This is a genomic window from Pseudomonas sp. PDM20, from assembly GCF_014852575.3.
Lineage (GTDB): Bacteria > Pseudomonadota > Gammaproteobacteria > Pseudomonadales > Pseudomonadaceae > Pseudomonas.
The window spans coordinates 5,151,148-5,169,534 of sequence record NZ_CM181224.1; the positions used below are offsets into that span (position 1 = coordinate 5,151,148).

The 18,387-nt window shown below is 67.2% G+C and carries 17 protein-coding genes; 9 read left to right on the top strand and 8 right to left on the bottom strand.

The genetic code is table 11. The annotated features are described in order from the left end of the window. Positions 1–2: 2 nt before the first annotated feature. Entirely contained in the window at positions 3–581 is a 579-nt protein-coding gene (locus IB261_RS23710) for a VTT domain-containing protein (RefSeq protein ID WP_192381030.1), read from the top strand. A gap of 52 nt (positions 582–633) precedes the next feature. Beyond that, positions 634–1,641, top strand: a complete 1,008-nt coding sequence (rlmF, locus tag IB261_RS23715; protein WP_225605907.1) for a 23S rRNA (adenine(1618)-N(6))-methyltransferase RlmF — start codon at positions 634–636, stop codon at positions 1,639–1,641. Between the two features lie 196 nt (positions 1,642–1,837). On the opposite strand, the gene IB261_RS23720 is transcribed toward rlmF, so the two are convergent. Further along, positions 1,838–3,361, bottom strand: a complete 1,524-nt coding sequence (locus tag IB261_RS23720) for an MFS transporter (protein WP_192381029.1) — start codon at positions 3,359–3,361, stop codon at positions 1,838–1,840. Between the two features lie 158 nt (positions 3,362–3,519). On the opposite strand from IB261_RS23720, the gene IB261_RS23725 reads away from it, so the two are divergent. Continuing rightward, positions 3,520–4,410, top strand: a complete 891-nt coding sequence (locus IB261_RS23725) for a LysR family transcriptional regulator (protein ID WP_192381028.1) — start codon at positions 3,520–3,522, stop codon at positions 4,408–4,410. Positions 4,411–4,428: 18 nt separating this feature from the next. Here IB261_RS23725 and IB261_RS23730 read toward each other — a convergent pair whose 3' ends face one another. Together IB261_RS23730 and IB261_RS23735 are read right to left on the bottom strand one after the other, a co-directional pair. After that, positions 4,429–4,971, bottom strand: coding sequence for a hydrolase (locus IB261_RS23730; protein WP_081516069.1), 543 nt, complete (start codon positions 4,969–4,971; stop codon positions 4,429–4,431). Between the two features lie 38 nt (positions 4,972–5,009). Next, entirely contained in the window at positions 5,010–5,732 is a 723-nt protein-coding gene (locus IB261_RS23735; protein ID WP_192381027.1) for an energy transducer TonB, read from the bottom strand. 157 nt (positions 5,733–5,889) lie between these two features. Here IB261_RS23735 and IB261_RS23740 point away from each other — a divergent pair, with 157 nt between their 5' ends. Further along, positions 5,890–7,125 carry a dienelactone hydrolase family protein gene (locus tag IB261_RS23740; RefSeq protein ID WP_192381026.1) on the top strand — a complete coding sequence of 412 codons (1,236 nt, stop codon included), beginning with the start codon at positions 5,890–5,892 and terminating at the stop codon, positions 7,123–7,125. A 29-nt stretch (positions 7,126–7,154) separates the two neighbouring features. Further along, positions 7,155–7,970 (top strand): PA3715 family protein, encoded by an 816-nt coding sequence (locus IB261_RS23745; RefSeq protein WP_192223983.1) that lies wholly within the window; start codon positions 7,155–7,157, stop codon positions 7,968–7,970. 46 nt (positions 7,971–8,016) lie between these two features. Here the strand turns inward: IB261_RS23745 and IB261_RS23750 are convergent, their stop codons facing one another. The 4 genes from IB261_RS23750 to sbcD form a co-directional block, all read right to left on the bottom strand. Continuing rightward, positions 8,017–8,751 (bottom strand): Dps family protein, encoded by a 735-nt coding sequence (locus IB261_RS23750; protein ID WP_192381025.1) that lies wholly within the window; start codon positions 8,749–8,751, stop codon positions 8,017–8,019. Positions 8,752–8,896: 145 nt separating this feature from the next. Further along, positions 8,897–9,352 (bottom strand): aminoglycoside 6'-N-acetyltransferase, encoded by a 456-nt coding sequence (gene aac(6') / locus IB261_RS23755; protein ID WP_151188158.1) that lies wholly within the window; start codon positions 9,350–9,352, stop codon positions 8,897–8,899. Continuing rightward, complete coding sequence (locus IB261_RS23760) at positions 9,352–12,816, bottom strand: SbcC/MukB-like Walker B domain-containing protein (protein WP_192381024.1); 3,465 nt, start codon at positions 12,814–12,816, stop codon at positions 9,352–9,354. The genes aac(6') and IB261_RS23760 overlap by 1 nt, the downstream gene beginning before the upstream one ends. Next, positions 12,813–14,033, bottom strand: coding sequence for an exonuclease subunit SbcD (gene sbcD, locus IB261_RS23765; RefSeq protein ID WP_192381023.1), 1,221 nt, complete (start codon positions 14,031–14,033; stop codon positions 12,813–12,815). The genes IB261_RS23760 and sbcD overlap by 4 nt, the downstream gene beginning before the upstream one ends. Positions 14,034–14,270: 237 nt before the next feature. Between sbcD and IB261_RS23770 the strand changes: the two genes are divergently transcribed. From IB261_RS23770 to yejK, 4 genes are all read left to right on the top strand, one after another. After that, a complete protein-coding gene (locus tag IB261_RS23770; protein WP_192381022.1) occupies positions 14,271–15,632 on the top strand; it encodes a TAXI family TRAP transporter solute-binding subunit in 1,362 nt (453 codons plus the stop codon). Between the two features lie 117 nt (positions 15,633–15,749). Continuing rightward, positions 15,750–15,989, top strand: a complete 240-nt coding sequence (locus IB261_RS23775; protein ID WP_151188162.1) for a CopG family ribbon-helix-helix protein — start codon at positions 15,750–15,752, stop codon at positions 15,987–15,989. Continuing rightward, positions 15,979–16,263 (top strand): type II toxin-antitoxin system RelE/ParE family toxin, encoded by a 285-nt coding sequence (locus IB261_RS23780; RefSeq protein WP_192381021.1) that lies wholly within the window; start codon positions 15,979–15,981, stop codon positions 16,261–16,263. The genes IB261_RS23775 and IB261_RS23780 overlap by 11 nt, the downstream gene beginning before the upstream one ends. Positions 16,264–16,375: 112 nt before the next feature. Further along, positions 16,376–17,383, top strand: a complete 1,008-nt coding sequence (yejK, locus tag IB261_RS23785; protein ID WP_081516091.1) for a nucleoid-associated protein YejK — start codon at positions 16,376–16,378, stop codon at positions 17,381–17,383. 86 nt (positions 17,384–17,469) lie between these two features. On the opposite strand, the gene IB261_RS23790 is transcribed toward yejK, so the two are convergent. Then, complete coding sequence (locus tag IB261_RS23790) at positions 17,470–18,378, bottom strand: hypothetical protein (RefSeq protein WP_192381020.1); 909 nt, start codon at positions 18,376–18,378, stop codon at positions 17,470–17,472. Positions 18,379–18,387 lie beyond the last annotated feature (9 nt).

Genomic DNA, 18,387 nt, shown 5'->3' on the forward strand with positions numbered 1-18,387 from the left:
GCATGCTTGCCGTCCCACCCACCCTCTGGCGCTTTCGCCGACTGATCCTGCTGCTAGCCTTCGCCGTGGTGCTGGTGCTGCTCTATCGCGCCAGCGGGCTGCATGAGGAGTTCAGCCTCGAATACCTGCGCAACGAGCTGACTGACAACCGCCTGCGCGGCCTGCTGCTGTTCGTCGGCCTGTTCGCCCTGGGCAACCTGCTGCACATCCCCGGCCTGCTGTTCCTCGCCGCCGCCGTGCTGGCCATGGGCAAGCTGTGGGGCGGGCTGATCACCTACTGCGCGGCGGTGTTCTCCTGCGGCTTCACCTTCCTGATCGTGCGCGCCGTCGGCGGCAATGGCCTGCGCCTGCTGAACAACAAGCTGACCCGCGCGGTGTTCAGCCACCTCGACCAGCGCCCGGCGAGCAGCGTGTTCCTGCTGCGCCACGCCTTCATCACCTCGCCGACGCTGAACTACAGCCTCGCGCTGTCGGGCATCGGTTTCTGGCCCTACATGCTCGGCACCCTGCTCGGCCTGCCGATTCCGCTGCTGCTCTGCTGCCTGCTGTTCGACCGCCTGGGCAACGTGCTGCTCGGCTGAAGCGCCCAACTGTGGGAAAATCGCCCACCGCCTCCCAGCCCCGCGCGCCCTCATGTCGAAAGCACCCAGATCGCCCAAACGCCCCGCCGGCCCGGCAAAGCCTGCCCAGCCCCTGCGCGACCCCGCCGCCAAGCGGCCGAACCTGCTGCACCCGCGCAACCGCCACCAGGGGCACTACGACTTCCCGGCGCTGATCGAGGGCTGCCCGGAGCTGGGTCGTTTCGTCATCACCAACCCCTACGGCAAGCCGAGCATCGATTTCGCCAGCCCCGAGGCGGTGCGCGTGTTCAACCGCGCGCTGCTGAAAGCGCAGTACGGCATCGGCCAGTGGGACATTCCCGCCGGCTTCCTCTGCCCGCCGATCCCCGGCCGGGCGGACTACGTGCACTACCTCGCCGACCTGCTCGCCGAGGAAAACGGCGGCAGCGTACCGCGCGGGCCGGACGTGCGCATGCTGGACATCGGCGTCGGCGCCAACTGCATCTACCCGTTGATCGGCCACCGCGACTACGGCTGGCGCTTCCTCGGCTCGGACATCGAACCCGCTGCCCTGGCCTCCGCCCACGCCATCGTCAACGACAATCCGGGCCTGAGCGATGCCATCGAACTGCGCCAGCAGCACGATCCGAAACACATCTTCCGCGGCCTGCTCGACGCCGACGAGCGCTTCGACGCGACCCTGTGCAACCCGCCCTTCCACTCCTCGCCCGAGGAAGCCAGCAGTGGCAGCCGGCGCAAATGGAAGAACCTCGGCAAGCTCGACCCGTCACGCCAGTTGCCCAAGCTGAACTTCGGCGGGCAGAGCAACGAGCTGTGGTGCGAAGGCGGCGAGATCGCCTTCCTGCGCAAGCTGGCGATGGAAAGCGCCGAGGTCGGCCAGCAGGTCCGCTGGTTCAGCTCGCTGGTGTCCAAGGCCGGCAACCTGGACGACTTCCGCCGCGCGCTGAAAAAGGCCGGCGCCATTTCCATCCGCACCGTGGACATGGCCCAGGGGCAGAAGCAGAGCCGCTTCGTCGCCTGGACCTTCCTCGAACCGGAACACCGCCGAGGACGACCGTAGGGCGCATAACGCGGCACGCGTTATCCGCCGTCCACCGCCACGCAAGGGCCGGCGGATAACCGCAAGCGGTTATTCGCCCTACAACCTCGAACCGGAACACCACCGAGTACAACCGTAGGGCGCATAACGCGGCACGCGTTATCCGCCGTCTACCGCCGTGCAGAGGTCGGCGGATAACCGCAAGCGGTTATTCGCCCTACACCTCGGCAGCCAGCACCGGCGCGCGTTCCCGGCCCAGCAACAGAAACACCAGCCCGGCGACCACGAAGGTCACGCCCGCCAGCAGCTCCAGCACCCGACTGAACACCGCCACGTAGTCGCTGCGCAGTTGCTCGGGCGCCAGCTGCGGCAGTTGCTCGACCACCGCCGCCAAGTTGCCGATGGCCAGCTGGTTCGCACTCATCAGGCGCTCCGCCGCGGCCAGGCCCAGCGGCTGCAGTTGCGCCGCGAGCAGGGTCGCCAGCAAGGCGCCGACCACGGCGATGGCCACCGCGTCGGCGGACACCCGCACCGTGTTGAAGATGCCCGTCGCCATGCCAGCACGTTCGCGCTCGACCACGCTCACTGCCAGGCCATCCATCAGCCCCCACGGCAGGCCAATGCCGATGCCAATCACCAGCAGCGGCATATCCGGCGCAATACCAACCTCCAGGTTGCGCGCCAGCCACAGCAGCCCACCCGCGACGATCAGCAGACCGATCGCCGACAGGCTGCCAGCGCTGAAGTGCTTCGCCAGCAGCGCCGCCAGGAAGGGCACCACCAGCAGCGGCGCCGACAGCGCCAGCATGGTCCAGCCGGCCTGCAGCGCGCCCTGCCCCTCGATGCCGATGAAGCGCCCCGGCAACAGCACGATCAGCACCACATAGGCGAACGCTGGCGACGCGCCCAGCAGTTGCACGCCAACGAAACGCCATTGGCTGAACAGCGACAGGTCCAGCAACGGTCGCTCCATGCGGCGTTCGACGGCAATGAACACGACCAGCAACACGCCGCTCAGCACCAGCGTCGCGATTACCGGGACGCTAGCCCAGCCCTGTTCCGGCGCCAGCAGCAGGCCGTAGGTGAACAGGCTGAGCGCGGCGGTGAAGCTCAGCGCGCCGGGCCAGTCCAGGCCGCGCGCCTGCGGATCACGGGTCTCGCGGCAGAAGCGCACCACCACCGGAACCGAGGCCAGCGCGCACACCGCCGGGACCAGGAACACCCAGCGCCAACCCGGCCCGTCGGTGAGCCAGCCGGCGAGCAGCGGGCCGAACGCCAGGCCGACGCCGAAAGTAGTGCCCAGCAGGCTGAACACCCGTGTGCGGATCGGCCCGTCGAACTCCTGCGCCAGCGCTGCCATGGCGGCGGCGAAGGCGGCCGAGCCACCCGCGCCCTGGACCAGGCGCAACACGTCAATGGCCGCCACCGAACCGGCCAGCGGGATCGCCAGGGTGGTCACGCAGAACAGCGCCAGGCCGACCAGCCAGACGCGCTTGCGCCCGTAAACGTCCGCCAGGCTGCCAGCCGCCATCATCGCCGCGCCGTAGGCCAGCACGTAGCCGTTGACGATCCAGTTCAGCGCCACCGCCGAGCCGCCCAGCTCATGGGCAATGGCCGGCAGCACCACGGCCGGGCCGGTGAAGCACAGGGGAATCAGCACCGCCGTCAGGCTGGCGGCGAGCAACAACAGCCAGCGCGAGGCTTCGGATCGGTTTTCAGGGGTGTCGTGGGAGGGCTTCATGGTGGGTCCGCAAGGAATCGAGGAAGACCGGCCCAAAGCTAATCAACCCGACATTGCGGAAAAACAGGCTAGGATTCCGAACAAAACGGACATCTTTGTCCGCAATCGAACCCCCATCGCGCGGCACAATGGCGGCCCGCCCGCACGGACACCTTTCCATGGACAGCCTCAACGGCCTGCGCGTCTTCCTCCAGGTTGCCGACTCCCTGAGCTTTGCCCAGGCCGCGCGCCTGCTCGGCCTCTCTGCCTCGGCGGTGGGCAAGAGCATCGCTCGTCTCGAGGAGCGCCTGGGCGTGCGCCTGTTCCACCGCAGCACGCGCAGCCTGAGCCTGTCCAACGAAGGCCAGCTGTTCCTCGAACGCTGCCGGCGCATCCTCGACGAGCTGGAAGCGGCGGAGCAGGAACTGGCGCTATCGACCCAGCAGGCTCGCGGCCGCCTGAAGATCAGCATGCCGCTGGTGGCCGGGCTGTTGCCGCAGGTACTGCCGGAATTCCTCCGCTGCTACCCGCGCATCCAGCTGGACATCGACTTCACCGACCGCCTGGTGGACGTCATCGAAGAGGGTTTCGACCTCGTGGTGCGCGGTGGCGAGCTGCGCGACTCACGGTTGAAGGCGCGCAAGCTGGGCGACTTCAGCCTGCTGCTGGTGGCCTCGCCCGGTTACCTGCGGCAGTACGGCACGCCGCGGCGGCCGGCGGACCTCAACCAGCACCTGTGCCTGCACTACCGCTACCCGAGCAGCGGGCTGGTGCAGCGCTGGCCGCTCGAGCTCGCCCCCGGAGAAACGGAGCCGCGTCTGGACGGCGGGCTGATCTGCAACACCGCCGACATGCTGATCAACGTCGCCAGCCAGGGCATGGGCATCGCCTGCCTGCCGGATTTCGCAGTGCGCAGCGCACTGAACGACGGCCGGCTGGTGCAGGTGCTGAGCGAACACACCACGCACCAGGGCAGCTTCCACGCGCTGTGGCCGGCGGGCCGGCGCATGCCGATGAAGCTGCGGGTGTTCCTCGACTTCCTCGGCGACCGCCTGTTCGTCACCCGTTGAGGGGGACTCACGGGCAGTTCAGCGGATGAACTGCTTGCTGATCTCGCGGAAGACTTCCGTCCCGGCGCGCTCCAGCCACTCGAAGGCGACCATCTCCCGCGAGACGATCACCGCGCCGGCCTGGCGCATCCGCTCCAGCGCCAGCGCCTTGTCCTGCGGGCGGCGCGAGCCGACGGCCTCCGCCACCACAAACACCTCGCGGTCCTCCGCCAACAGCCCCAGCACCGTCTGCAGCACGCACACATGGGCCTCGGTGCCGCACACCACGAACTGTCGGCGATCGCCACCGGGCAACTGCGACAGGCCGGGATCGGTGACGGCCGAGAAGGCGATCTTCTCCAGCACCTCGCCTTCGACCAGCTCGGCGCGCAGCGCCGGTAGCGTCGGGCCGAGGCCCTTGGGGTACTGCTCGGTGGCCAGTACCGGCACACCCAGCCGCCGCGCGATGGCCAGCAGCCAGGCGCTGTGCTCGAGCACCGCCTCGTTGTCGTGGATGGCCGGGAACAGACGTTCCTGGATGTCGATGAGCAGCAGGCAGGCGGTTTGCGCGCGTATCAGCATGGCTAGGTTCCTCGCAGGTCCAAGCTGTGTTTTTCGGCTCAGGAGCTGGTGCTGTCAACCTGTGCGCGGCGCATCTCCTCGGCGAGCACATCGGAATAAACGGCGTCAGGCTGCTGCTGGCAGCGCTCCAGCACGCGAGGCAGAGCGGCATCGAAGCGCTTGCCGATCAGCCGGTTCTTCTCCACATCCAGCTTGCCACCGAGCTGGGCAAGGAACAGCGCGCCACTGGTCATGCGGAAGGTCGCCAGTTGATCCAGCGGTCGGTCCGGGTAGGCCTGATGGAACTCTGCGTACTGGCTGCTGATCGCGCTGCAGGGCTGGGCGAGGAGTTCGCGCACGGTGTTCGCCAGACTCTCCTCGGAGTTACCCGCCGCCTTGTCCGAGGGCAGCATCGGGGTGCCGGCTTCGGCCTGCTTGAACTCGAAGGTCTTCACCACCTGCCGTGGCGCGGGGTACTTGGCGGTGGGCTGCCAGGGCTCGAAGCGCCACTGGGATACACGCTCGCGCACGGCTTCGGCCAGCGCAGGGTTGCTCGACTCGACGATCTGCACGTTGGCAACCTCGCCGCTGGCCTCGATATCGAAGGAGGTCTTCACCCTGCCATCGATACCCCGCGGCCGGAACTGCTGCGGATACTCCGGCGACGCCATGTCGCGCGGCACCAGTCGTGGCGTCTCGTCCTTCGGTACGCTGCTGCAGGCCGTCATTGCCGTTACCGCCAGCAGCAGGCCGATACGCGCGATACCCGTTGTCCTCTCCATGCGATGCAATCCCGAAGCTCCCTGTTCATGAGGGGCGCGATGGTAGCGCTGCGCCACTTTCCCTCACAAGCATCAGGCCCCCTTGGCAGGCGCCGCTCCAGCACGCACCCTATGCGCGCCAGAACAACACAACAACGAGCCTGGGAGAGACGGGAACATGGGCAAGAGCATCAGCATCGCCGCGCGTGACGGCAGCGGCAGCTTCAGCGGTTATCTCGCGGTACCGGCCAGCGGGCACGGCCCTGGCGTGGTGATCGGCCAGGAGATCTTCGGCGTCAACGCCAACATGCGCAGCATCGCCGACAGTTATGCCGAGGAAGGCTATGTCGCCCTGGTGCCCGACCTGTTCTGGCGCCTAGAGCCGAACCTGGAACTGGGCTACAGCGAAGCCGAGTTCGGCCAGGCCATCGGCCTGTTCCAGCGCTTCGACGTAGACAAGGGCGTGGACGACATCGCCGCTGCCATGGACGCCCTGCGCGCCCTGCCGGAGGTCGAGGAACGCGGCATCGGCTACGTCGGCTTCTGCCTGGGCGGCAAGCTTGCCTACCTGACCGCCGCGCGTACCGACGCGGCCTGCTCGGTGGGCTACTACGGCATGGGCATCGAGCAGATGCTCGACGAGGCGCAGAACATCAAAGGTCGCCTGGTGCTGCACTTCGCCGAGCAGGACGTGTACTGCGACGCCAGCGCCCGCGCGGCCATCGGCGAAGTCCTCGGCAAGCTGCCGAAGGCGGAAATCTACAGCTACCCCGGCGTCGACCACGCCTTCGCCCGCCCCAACGGCATGCACTTCGACAAACCCGCTGCGCTGATGGCCCACGAGCGCAGCATCGGCGCGCTCAAGCGCGAGATCGGCCCGGACTTCGACCTGTCGCAGCTGTGGGAAGACCACATCCACCACGAGTTCGCCGCCCGCGACGTGCCTGCCACCATGGCGACCATGGTCGCCCAGCCCTACGTCAACCACATCCCGACCATGACCGGCGGCGTCGGCCAGGACGAACTGGCGCGCTTCTACAGCAACCACTTCGTCCACGGCAACCCGCCGGACATGAAGCTGGTGCCGATCTCCCGCACCGTCGGCGCGCTGCAGGTAGTGGACGAATTCGTCATGTGCTTCACCCACACCAGCGAGATCGACTGGATGCTTCCCGGCGTGCCGCCCACCGGCAAGTACGTGGAGATTCCCATGCTCGGCGTGATCCGCTTCCGTGGCGACAAGCTGTGCCACGAGCACATCTACTGGGACCAGGCCAGCGTGCTGGTGCAGATCGGCCTGCTCGACCCCGCCGGGCTGCCGGTGGCCGGCGTGGAGACGGCGAAGAAGCTGCTCGACGAAAGCCTGGAATCGAACACCCTGATGACCAAGTGGAAGGACAGCGAAGGTCGCTGATCTTCCTCGATCAACCCAAGGAGCACCCGATGTACCCCATAGGGAAATGGACCTGCGCCGCGCTGCTGACCCTCGCCGCCAGCGCCGGCGCAGCGGAGCGCACCGCGCAGCCTTGCGACGCAGCCACCCTGCAGACCCTGGCCGGGCTGCTCGGCCAGCAGGGCTGGCAGGCACCGGAGACCGGAGCGGCAACACCCGTAGTAGCCGCTGCGTGCAAGCCCTGGCCGGACGACCCGAAGCTGAAGGTGATTGCAGTCGCCTACAGCGCGGCGGGCGACAAGGCCGAACCGGGCGAGCGCAACCTGAACCTGCTGGTCGGCCAGCTCGACACACAAAGCGGCAAACTGGTGACGCGCAGCGACGACAGCATCGGCGAGGACGCCATGGTGGAGATCGACAGCTCCAGCCTGTGGCTCGACACCGCACGCTATCGCCTGGCGCCGGAGGTGCGCGGCTTCGGCCTGATCATCGGCAGCGTGGCGCGCGGCGCAAGCTGCCCGGACGCCTGGTCCTATGACGACTTCAGCCTCTACGCGCCGCAAGGTGACCAGCTCAAGGAGGTGTTCCGCACCTACCTGCGGCAGTGGACGACGCTCGAAGGCGTGGTCTGCGGTGGAGCCGACAAGCTGGTCATCGAGCGCTCGCAACTCACCCTGGCCATGGGCAAGGACAGTCACCACGGCTACGCCGACCTGATCGTGACGTCGAAGGTGCAGCGCGAGCACGAAGGCGACGACGTTGGCGCACCGAAGACCGTGCGCACCACCGTCAGCTACGACGGAACGCGCTATCCGTTCGAGGAGTTCTCCACCTTCTGGCAGAGCCCGCCCACGGCGGCGCAGTAACGAAAAAGGCCCCTCGCGGGGCCTTTTTCCATTGCCGGCACCAGGATCAGTGGCCGGTGTTGTCACCCCGGCGGCTGGTCTCGAAGAGGAACCAGGTGCGCTGCTCGGTCTCGTCGATCCAGTTCTCGATCAGGCTGGCGGTGGCGATGTCATGGTACTCATCGCACAAATCGTGCACTTCACGCATGTATGAAGTCAGCGATTTGTTGTCCTCCTGCAGCTCGGCCAGCATGTCCAGCGGCTGGACGAACTCGGCATCGTTGTCGAGGATGCGCTTCAGCCGCGAGATATGGCCGATGGAGCGGATGGTGTTGCCGCCGATCTTGCGGTTGCGCTCGGCGATGGCGTCGGTCATCGCGAAGATTTCGGTGGCGTGGTCATCCAGCAGCAGGTGGTAGTCGCGGAAGTGCGGACCGCTCACATGCCAGTGGAAGTTCTTGGTCTTCAGGTACAGCGCGAAGACATCCGCCAGCAGGCGGTTGAGCGCCGCCGACAGATCGCGGGTGGCGTTCTTGCTCAGGTCCGACGGCGTGGCCAGCGCAGGGGCGCGGCGCGGAGCGGCCTTGGCAGCAGCCGGTTTGGCAGCGGCTGGCTTGGCAGCGGAGGCCTTGGTGGCGGGCTTGGCCGCGGCAGTCTTGGCGGCAGGTTTGCTGGCAGCAGGCTTGGCGGCCGGCTTGGCAGCAGCGGGTTTTGCGGCAGGTTTGTTGGCCGCTTTCGCAGCCGGCTTCGCGGCGGGTTTGGCCGCTGCGGGTTTCTTCGGAGCCGATGCGGATTGCTTCATCACAAATCACCTCTACGAAAGATCACGATACCTGTGGATGCCGACCCGGGCGGGAACGGCTGACTTACGCGGTCTTGAGCCTATCTCGCCTGACGTCGATTGCAAGTTGACCGCAGTGCCGCGCTCGCGTTCCGACTGATGTGGATCAATCGTGGAGGGGCTTGCGGAAGTACACGACCCGCTCGGTTTCGACGAAGCCCAGGGCACGATGCAAGGCATGACTGACGCTGTTGTCCAGCGCCGCATCGGAGGCGAAATCCACACAGCCGCGCGCAAGGCCCCAGGCCTGTACCGCGCGCACCAGAGCCCGCGCCACGCCTTGCCGGCGAGCGTCCTCACGCACGTAGATGCCTTCGAGAAACAGCACGGGCGAGCCGTCCGTGCCATTCACGTAATCGCTGCGCACCGAGGCTTCCGCCAATCCGAGCGCCCTGCCCGTTTCATCGCGGGCCAGCCACGCGCCATAGCGCTGCGGCTGCACGAGGATGTCGCGTGCCTCCTCGACGAACTCTTCCGCGTGATCGCCCGGCCAGAGTTGCAGGCGCAGGTCGATCCAGTCGGGTAGATCGTTCTCTTCGCAGTGGCGCACGGGCGTGTCCATCAGGCTTTCTCCGGCGCGGATCGCTCGGGGTTGAAACGGAAGCGTGCGTCGAGCTGGCTGTAACCCATGCCGACGCCCTTGTGTACCTTGAGTTGCACCGGAATACGTTCCTTCAACGCCTCGACGTGACTGATCACGCCGATGGTCTTGCCCGTGGCGTTGAGGCTGTCGAGGGCATCCAGCGCCACCTCCAGGGTCTCGCCGTCGAGGGTGCCGAAGCCTTCGTCGAGGAACAGCGAATCGATGCTGGTCTTGTGGCTGACCAGGTCGGACAGCGCCAGCGCCAAGGCCAGGCTGACCAGAAAGCTCTCGCCGCCCGACAGCGTCTTGCAGTCACGCGCGGTGTCGCCCTGCCAGGTGTCCACCACTTCCAGTTCCAGCTCGCCGTCGCTGCGTCGGGCCAGCTGGTAGCGACCGTGCAGGCGCTGCAGCTGGCGGTTGGCGAGGTGCACCAGGTGGTCGAGGGTCAGGCCCTGGGCGAAACGCCGGTAGCGCGCACCGTCGGAGGCGCCGATCAGGCTGTTGAGGCGCTGCCAGAGATCATGTTCCTCTTCCTGCCGGGCGATTTCCGCAAACAGGCTCTGCTGGCTGGCGCGGCGATTGTCGTCGCCTTGCAGCTGGGCACGAATCTCGCCCTGGCGCTGGCCGAGTTCGCGCAGCTGAGTGGCGAGCGCTTGCAGCTGCTCGTCGAGTTCCTCCAGCGCGTGTTCGCCATGGGGCTCGGCCTGCAGGCGCTCGACGTCCTGATTCGCGGCCGCGCGCAGGGTAACGGCTTCGGTGATGGCCGTTTCCAGACGCTGGCGCAGTTCACTGAGTTCGCTGCGCCGCACATCATCCAGCAGCGCGGCGAGGTAGGTCGCCTCATCGGCGAAGGGGCTCACCGCCAGTGCCTGCTGCCAACTCGCCAGGCGCTCGGCAAGGCGCGCCTGCTCCTGCTCCAGCCGTTCCGCCAGCGACTGCTCGCGCCCTTGCAAGGCATCGGCCTGACGCTGGGCGGCAGCCAGCTGCTCCTCGGCCTGTACCAATGCCTGTTGTGGAGTTGCGTGAATCGCCAGCGGCTGGCGCGCATCGAAGCCAGCCGCCTGCCAACGCTGCTGCCATTGCGCGGCGATCTGTTGCACCGCGCGGGCAGCCTGTTCGGCGTCGCGCTCGGCCGCAGCCAGTTCCTGGCCACGCTGCTGGTCCTGCTGCCATTGCTGCCATTGCGCGGTGCGCTCGGCAAGCCATTGCTCTCCGTCGTCCGGCACGCTGTAGCCCAGTTCGCCCAGCGTGGTGGCCAGTGTCTGGTCCTGCTGTTGCAGGTCAGTACGCTGCACCGCGAGTTGCTGCGCGCGCTCTTCCTGGCGCTGGCGTTCGTGGGTTTGTTGCTGCTCGAAGAGTGCCAGCTGCTGTGCGGCTTCGGCGTGATCGCGCTCGGCGCGCTGGCGTTGCTGCTGCGCCTGCTGGAGCTGAACCCGAAGCGCTTCCAGCGCCTTCAGTTGCTGCTGCAAGGCAGCCTGCAAAGCTTCATGGCGCTCACGCTCGGCGCTGAGCTGCTGATCGTCCTTCAGCGCAATGCCCTGTGCTTCACACTGTTGCTGCCAACCCTGCTGGTGCTGCGCCAACGCGGCCTGGGCTTCGTCCAGCTGGCGCTGTCCCTGCTGCACTTGCGCATCCAGTCCGGCCAGCTCGCCCCGCAGGGCGATGCCCTGGCTTTCCAGCTCGGCCAGCTGCTGACGTGCGTGCTCCAGCGCTGACTGCGTGGAGGAAACATCCAGCGCCTGGTAGGCCGCCACCGCCGGGTGCTCCGGCGAGCCGCACAACGGGCAGGCCTCGCCGGGCTGCAACTGCGCGCGCAGATGCTCCAGCTGGTGGATGCGCTGCTCCTGCTGCAGGAGTTTTTCCTTGTCGGCGACCTGCTGCTTGGTCGCCTGATAACGCTCGCGCAGCGCGACGATGGCTGTGTCGCGCTCGGTTCTTTTCTGGCGCAGCGCATCCAGTTCGGGCTGCCAGCGTGCCAGCTGCGCAGCAGCCTGGGCGCGGGCCTGGGCCAGTTGCTCCAGACGGTCCAGCCCACGGCTATGCAGTTGCGCCTGTTGCAGGCGTTCACGCAGGTCCGTTTCAGTTGCGCCGCCCAGCAAGGCATCGAGCTGCTGCTGGTGCTGACGCTCCTGCGTGCCGGCCGTGTCGATCTGCTGCTGCATGAAGGCGACGGTGCCCTGCAGCGTCTGCCGCTGCGCGGTCGCGTTCTGCAATGCCTGGTCGGCTGCCTGCGTCTGCCGCTGCAGATCGGCAATGGCCTGAGCCAGACGCGAGCGCTGGGCGAATTGCGCGCGCCAGCCGCCGAGCAGTTCTCCCAGTTTCGCGCGCTGCGGATGCTGCGCCAGACGCGCCTGCAGCTCCTGGTGTTGTTCGCTGACAGCCTTGTGCTCGCCCTCGCGCGCAGCCAGCATCTGCTGCGCGTACTGACTGGACGCCCACAGAGCCTGGGCGACTGCTTCACGGTTGGACGCCTGCTGTGTGCGATTGTCCTCCAGCGCCGCACGGCCCAGTTCAGCGCTCTCGTGGGTGCTGCGCCAGGCCTGGTAAAGCGGTTGCAGTCGTGCGGCGGGCTCGCTGTCCGCCAGGCGTTGCAGATCGGGTTGCGCCTGCTCCAGCGCCTGGCGCGCGCCTGCCTCTTTCGCACCGGCCTGCTCGACCTGCTGCTGCGCGCGGGTCAGGTCTTCGCGCCAGCGGCGTTGTGCCTGGAGTGCTGCATGCTGGGCCTGCAAGGCGGTTTCCTGCACGGCGGCGTCGCGGCCTTGCTGTTCCAGTTCGCCGCGTTGTTCGGCGCTGAGCAGCTCGAAGCCTTCGGCGCGGGCGCGCAACTGGTCCAGCGCGCCGCGTACTTCACGAGTGCGCTCGAATACACGCTGGGAAATCAGCCCGTAGATTTCGGTACCGGTGAGCTCCTCCAGCAGCTCCGCGCGCTGGTTGGCGTTGGCCTCGAGGAAGGCGGCGAAACCGCCCTGGGCCAGCAGCATGGACTTGGTGAAGCGCTCGAAGTCGAGGCCGGTGAGCGTTTCGGTCTGCTTGAGCTTGTCGTTGATCTTGTCGGTGAGAATCTGCCCTTCACCGGTGGCGCGGTCGATGCGCACCAGCTCCACCTTTGGCGCCTGCAATGCACCTTCGGCCTTGTCGCGGGCGCGGCGCTGGCTCCAGAAGGCGCGGTAAGGCTGGCCCTTCACCTCGAATTCCACTTCGGCAAGGCAGTCGGCGGTGTGCCGGGTCATCAGTTCGTTGCCGCTCTGCGACAGCACGCTCATGCGCGGCGTGCGGTGGTACAGGGCGAGGCAGATGGCATCGAGCAGCGTGGTCTTGCCCGCCCCGGTCGGCCCGGTGATGGCGAACAGGCCGTTGCCGGCGAAGGGCTCGGCGGTGAAGTCGATCTTCCATTCGCCCTTGAGCGAGTTGAGGTTCTTCAGGCGCAGGCTGAGGATTCTCACGGGTGCTCCTCCTGCAGATCGGCCACGACCTGTCGGTAGAGCCCGGTCAGGCGCTCGCGCAGCGGCGCCTCCAGGTCCTCGGCGTCCAGGCGCTGGCGAAACACGTCTTCGGGGCTGAGTTCGTCGAGGGTTTCCCTGGCTTCGCTGAACAGCGCCGCCTGCGTGGTGCCGCGCTCGCGACGGGTGCGCAGGACGATCACCGGCAGCTCCTCGCAGAGCTTCTCGACGCGCAGCTGGATGTCGGTCAGGTAGTCGTCGGTGTGCACCATGACTTCCAGCCAGACCGGCTGCTCCGCGCTGCCTTCGCGGGCGACGCGGGCCAGTTCGGCGGGCAGCTCGGCGAGGCTGCCGGACACCGACTTCAGCGGCTGGAAGCGCGGCACCGGCAGTGCGGTGACGCTTTGCAGGCCGCTGTCATCCAGGTCCACCAGCAGCACTTCCTTGCCCTGGGTCGCCTCGTCGAAGCTCAGCGCGATGGGCGAGCCGCAATAGCGGATGTGCTCCAGGCCGCCGACCTTCTGCGGCCGGTGGATATGGCCGAGAGCGATGTAGTCCGCCGCCGGGAAGGCGCTGGTGGGGAAAGCCTCCAGGGTGCCGACGTAGATTTCCCGCACCGACTCGCTGGCGCTGGCGCCAACGGTGGTGAGGTGGCCGGTGGCGATGATCGGCAGGTGCCGGCCAAGCTGTTCGCGCTGCGCCTCTGCGCGCTCGAACAGCTTGCGGTAATGCGTCTGGATCGCCTGCTGCAGGGCCAGTTGCTTGTCCTGCGCGCTCTGCCCGGCCTGACTGGTGAGCACGTCGCGCGGACGGATGAAGGGAATCGCGCAGAGGATGGCGCCGGGCTGGCCGTCACGTTGCGGCAGCACCAGCAACTGGCGATCGAGGTCAGTGCCGACGGCGGCAATCACCTGGGTATCCAGGCAGGCCAGCAGGTCGCGGGACTCCTCCAGCATCGCCACCGAGTCGTGGTTGCCACCCAGCACCACCAGACGCGCGCCGGTATCGCGCAGCTCGACGATGAAGCGGTTGTACTGCTCACGGGCATAGCTGGGCGGCGCGCCGGTATCGAACACGTCGCCAGCGATGATTACCGCGTCCACGGCCTGCTCGCGCACCTGTTCGACCAGCCAGGCGCAGAACGCCTGGTGCTCGGCCTCGCGGCTCTTGCCCATGAAATGCTGGCCCAGGTGCCAGTCGGAGGTGTGGAGAATGCGCATGCCGTGAAGTCCGCAGCCGTGTTTCGAGGCTTGCGATGATAGCGGTTTGCGCCCTGCCGATGGCGGATTCGCCGGCCTTGCCGGCGGATCGCGGGCATGGCCCGCTCCTACAGGGAAACTCATGCGCCACGGAGCCGCCGTGCAGGCGGTTCGGAAACACCTGATTCGTCACCCGTCATTCACCAGCGTCCAGGCTGGCTATCTTTTCAGGACAGCACGTCGTCACAAGGACTCCCCATGCAACGCCTTCTGAACATGCTCAAGGACCTTGCCATCCTGGTCCGCGCCAACCTCTGGCTGGTGCCGGTGCTGGCCGCACTGGTCGCCGCGGTCTTCTACTTCGTCGCGCCGCCGCCACCGATGAGCGCCACCCTGGCCACCGGCGCGCCGGGTGGCGGCTACGCGGTGTTCGGCCAACGGCTGAAGGAGGAACTCGCCAAGCAGGGCTTCGACCTGCAGCTGGTACGCACCGCAGGTTCCCGCGACAACCTCGGCAAGCTGCTGGACGGCAAGAGCGGCGTGGACCTGACGCTGGTGCAAAGTGGCCAGGAGCAACAGCTCGAACCCAAGCAGCGCGCGCACCTGCAAACCCTCGGCGCGATGTTCCAGGAGCCGCTGTGGCTGTTCCAGCGCCGCGAGGCGAAGATCGACCGCCTGGCCGACCTGCTCGCCCTGCGCGTCGCCATCGGTGGTTCAGGCAGCGGCACCGAGGCGGTGACCGAGGCCATCCTCAAGGCCAACGAGATTCCCACCGATCCCCTGCCTGCCGGCTGGCAAGCGCACGGCGGCAACGCGGTGGCCAACCAGTTGCTGGCCGGCGAACTGGACGCCGCCTTCTTCGTCGGTCCGGCGGAGAACCCGCTGATCCAGCGCCTGGCGGCGAGCTCCGAGCTCAAGCTCACCGGGTTTCGCCGCGCCCATGCCTACGAGGCGCGGATTCCCTTCCTCAAGCGCGTGGAAGTCAGCGAGGGCCTGCTGAACCTGGCGCAGAACGTGCCGGACGAGGACCTTGCGACCCTCTCGCCGGTCGCCACCCTGGTGGTCAACGGCGACTTCCACCCGGCGCTCACCCCGCTGATCCTCGAAGCCGCGCGTGCGGTGATGAAGAGCGGCACCCTGCTCGACGCAGCCGGCGCCTTCCCCAGCGCCGAGCCGCGCACACTGGCCCTGCAGGAAGACGCCGAGCGCTACTACAAGAGCGGCCCGCCGCTGCTGCAGCGCTTCCTGCCGTTCCGCATCGCCTCGCTGGCGGACCGCTACATCATCCTGCTGATCCCCTTCATCGCCATCCTCATCCCGTTGCTCAAGTCCATCGGCCCGCTGTATCGCTGGCGCATCCGTGCGCGCATCTACCGGTGGTACCGCTACCTGCGCGAGATCGACCGGCGCCTGGACGAGCGCACCGGCAGCGCCGAGCTGAGCACCGAGATCGAGCGCCTGGAGCAGTTGGAGGCCGAACTGGCCAAGGTCGAGGTGCCGCTGTCCTACTACAACGAGCTGTACGAGCTGCACCTGCACCTGAACTATGTAATCCGCCGCCTGCGCCAGCTGCGCCGCAATCGCCGTGAGCGCGACGAAGGCTTGGTGCCGGCGGATTGAGCCGATGGCGATTTCGGAATCCACTGCAGCCGACGGACGCACGCAGCACCTGTAGTAGGTTGTAGTATCTTGTAGTGCAAGCCACTACACCCAAAGCCACTACACATGAGGTGCTCCATGCCCATCATGTCCCTGCGCCTGTCGGACGATCAGTCCGAAACCCTCGCCAAGCTGGCCGAGGCCACTGGCCGCAGCAAGAACTTCCTCGCCGCCCAGGCGCTGGAGGAATACCTGAACCGCGAATCCTGGCAGATCGGCGAAATCCAGCAGGCGATAGCGGAGGCGGATGCCGGTGACTTCGCCAGCGACGCCGAGGTGAAGGCCATCCTCAACAAATGGGCGCGCGATGCGGATTGAGTGGCTGCGCAATGCCCTGCGCAACCTCGATACCGAAGCCAGCTATATCGCCCAGGACAACCCCGCAGCGGCGCGGGCCTTCGCCAGCGCCGTGCTGACCGACGTCGCTTTGCTCGCCGCCAATCCTGCCGCCGGCCGGGAGGGCCGCGTGCCTGGCACGCGCGAATGGGCGATGAGCAGCCATCCCTACCTGATCCCCTACCGTATTCGCGGAGGCCGCTTGCAGGTGCTGCGCATCTTTCATACCCGCCGCCTGCCACCGGTCCGCTGGTAAGCGTCGCGCATCCCGGCGCCGGGTCGGGTAAACTCTGGCGTTTTCCAATCCGCCCGCCCCGCCGCCGCTTCGATGCGTGCGGCGCCGCCGGCACTGAACATCCGGGTCCGCCATGCCGATTCGTCACGCCATCGTCCACCTGATCGACAAGAAGCCCGACGGCAACCCCGCGACGCTGCACGCGCGCGACGCCGAGCTGGGCGACTCCCAGGCCATCGAGAACTTGATGGCCGACCTCAACGAGAGCTACAACGCCAAGCCGAACAAGGCCTGGGGCCTGTTCCAGGGCGAGTCCGGCGCCTACCCGTTCAGCGGCTGGCTGAGCGAGTACCTGGACAACGGCAAGGACTTCGTCGCCTTCTCCAAGCAGGCGGTGGAACACCTGAAGACGCTGATGGAAGAATCCAACCTCTCCACCGGCGGCCACGTGCTGTTCTGCCATTACCAGCAGGGCATGACCGACTACCTGTCCATCGCCCTGCTGCACCACAGCGAAGGCGTGGCGGTGACCGACGCTCTGGAAGTGACCCCGTCGCGCCACCTGGACCTGGGCCAGCTGCATATGGCCGCGCGGATCAATATCTCGGAGTGGCAGAACAACAAGACGTCCAAGCAGTACATCTCGTTCATCAAGGGCAAGGGCGGCAAGAAGGTCTCAGACTACTTCCGCGACTTCATCGGTTGCACCGAGGGCGTCGACGGCCCGAGCGAAACCCGCACCCTGCTCAAGGCCTTCAGCGACTTCGTGGAGAGCGAAGACCTGCCCGAAGAACAGGCCCGCGAGAAGACCGACGTGCTGGTGGACTACGCCACCAGCCAGGCCAAGATCGGCGAGCCGATGGCCCTGGACGCGCTCTCCGAGCTGATGGACGACCAGGCGCCGCGCGCCTTCTACGACTACATCCGCAACAAGGACTACGGCCTGTCGCCGGAGATCCCGGCGGACAAGCGCACCCTCAACCAGTTCCGCCGCTTCACCGGCCGCGCCGAGGGGCTGTCGATCAGCTTCGAGGCGCACCTGCTGGGCAGCAAGGTGGAGTACGACGAGGCCCGCGACATGCTGATCATCCGCGGCCTGCCAACCCAGTTGCAGGACCAGCTCAAGCGCCGCAAGGACTGAGGTCCGTGCGCTGACGAAAAAGCCCATCTCGCGATGGGCTTTTTTGTAGCCACGGCAAATGTTCTTTCCTGTAGGAGCGGGCCCCCTCAGCAGGCCCAGTCGATCTTCATGTCGCGGAAATCCAGCTGCGCGTTGCCGGTGCCGAAGTTGTAGCCACCCAGGTATTCCTCGAAACCGATGTAGTAGGCGCTGATGTCCGGCATGCCCTGCACCGAGCGCATGGTGCCGCCGATGTGGTTGGGCTGGTGGCCCAGGCTCCAGGCGTGCTCGCGGTAGTTGTCGCGATGGATGTCGTCGTTCTCCCAGTAGTAGAACTGCTGGTAGTCCGTCTCGCCGTACTCGTCGGGCTTGATCCCGGCATTGGGGTCGCTGGCGCGCGGGGTCCAGCGCAGCAGGTACCGCGTCTCCAGCCCCGGCTGGGGAATGCCGCCGAACAGGCCGAACAGGTAGTCGCCTTCCTTCATGGTGGTGTCGAAGGTGCTCGCCGAACCCGACACCAGCCATTGTGGCGCGGCCGTCTGCGCCAGCAGTGGATTGCCCGTGGGCAGTTGCGGCGGCAGGCACGCGGCGCCGTTGAATTCGGCTTCGGTCAGCAGGATCACGGCGTAGCCGCCGCCGAGGATGTCCTCCATGCGGTGCAGGCGCGGGTGGCTGGCGCGGCCGGCTTGCCAGAACGGCAGCAGGTGCGGATCGGCCGGCGGCTGCTCGCCCGGCGAGACGACCTGCTCGGCGATGCCGTCCACCGTGCTCGGGCCGCCGTCGTTCTGGTCCGGCGACAGCGAGAAGAAGCTCAGCGCGACGATCTCCGGCCCGTGCACCCGATAATCCTCGGGCAGGCGCAGGGTGAAGCCGTGCATCAGCGGGTAGCCGGTATCCGGGTCCAGCGGCCATTGCGCGGGCGTGATGCCCGGCGGCAGGCCGAAGCACCAGCCCTGGAGCTCCTCCCCGGCGGCGGGCGTGGAATATTTCAGCAGTTCGATATCGTAGGCGTGCATGCGCGGCGT

Bases quoted from the DNA above. Each gene is read 5' to 3' on its own strand.
- IB261_RS23710 (WP_192381030.1), top strand. From the start codon at position 3: ATGCTTGCCGTCCCACCCACCCTCTGGCGCTTTCGCCGACTGATCCTG.
- rlmF (WP_225605907.1), top strand. From the start codon at position 634: ATGTCGAAAGCACCCAGATCGCCCAAACGCCCCGCCGGCCCGGCAAAG.
- IB261_RS23720 (WP_192381029.1), bottom strand. From the start codon at position 3,361: ATGAAGCCCTCCCACGACACCCCTGAAAACCGATCCGAAGCCTCGCGC.
- IB261_RS23725 (WP_192381028.1), top strand. From the start codon at position 3,520: ATGGACAGCCTCAACGGCCTGCGCGTCTTCCTCCAGGTTGCCGACTCC.
- IB261_RS23730 (WP_081516069.1), bottom strand. From the start codon at position 4,971: ATGCTGATACGCGCGCAAACCGCCTGCCTGCTGCTCATCGACATCCAG.
- IB261_RS23735 (WP_192381027.1), bottom strand. From the start codon at position 5,732: ATGGAGAGGACAACGGGTATCGCGCGTATCGGCCTGCTGCTGGCGGTA.
- IB261_RS23740 (WP_192381026.1), top strand. From the start codon at position 5,890: ATGGGCAAGAGCATCAGCATCGCCGCGCGTGACGGCAGCGGCAGCTTC.
- IB261_RS23745 (WP_192223983.1), top strand. From the start codon at position 7,155: ATGTACCCCATAGGGAAATGGACCTGCGCCGCGCTGCTGACCCTCGCC.
- IB261_RS23750 (WP_192381025.1), bottom strand. From the start codon at position 8,751: ATGAAGCAATCCGCATCGGCTCCGAAGAAACCCGCAGCGGCCAAACCC.
- sbcD (WP_192381023.1), bottom strand. From the start codon at position 14,033: ATGCGCATTCTCCACACCTCCGACTGGCACCTGGGCCAGCATTTCATG.
- IB261_RS23770 (WP_192381022.1), top strand. From the start codon at position 14,271: ATGCAACGCCTTCTGAACATGCTCAAGGACCTTGCCATCCTGGTCCGC.
- IB261_RS23775 (WP_151188162.1), top strand. From the start codon at position 15,750: ATGCCCATCATGTCCCTGCGCCTGTCGGACGATCAGTCCGAAACCCTC.
- IB261_RS23780 (WP_192381021.1), top strand. From the start codon at position 15,979: ATGCGGATTGAGTGGCTGCGCAATGCCCTGCGCAACCTCGATACCGAA.
- yejK (WP_081516091.1), top strand. From the start codon at position 16,376: ATGCCGATTCGTCACGCCATCGTCCACCTGATCGACAAGAAGCCCGAC.
- IB261_RS23790 (WP_192381020.1), bottom strand. From the start codon at position 18,378: ATGCACGCCTACGATATCGAACTGCTGAAATATTCCACGCCCGCCGCC.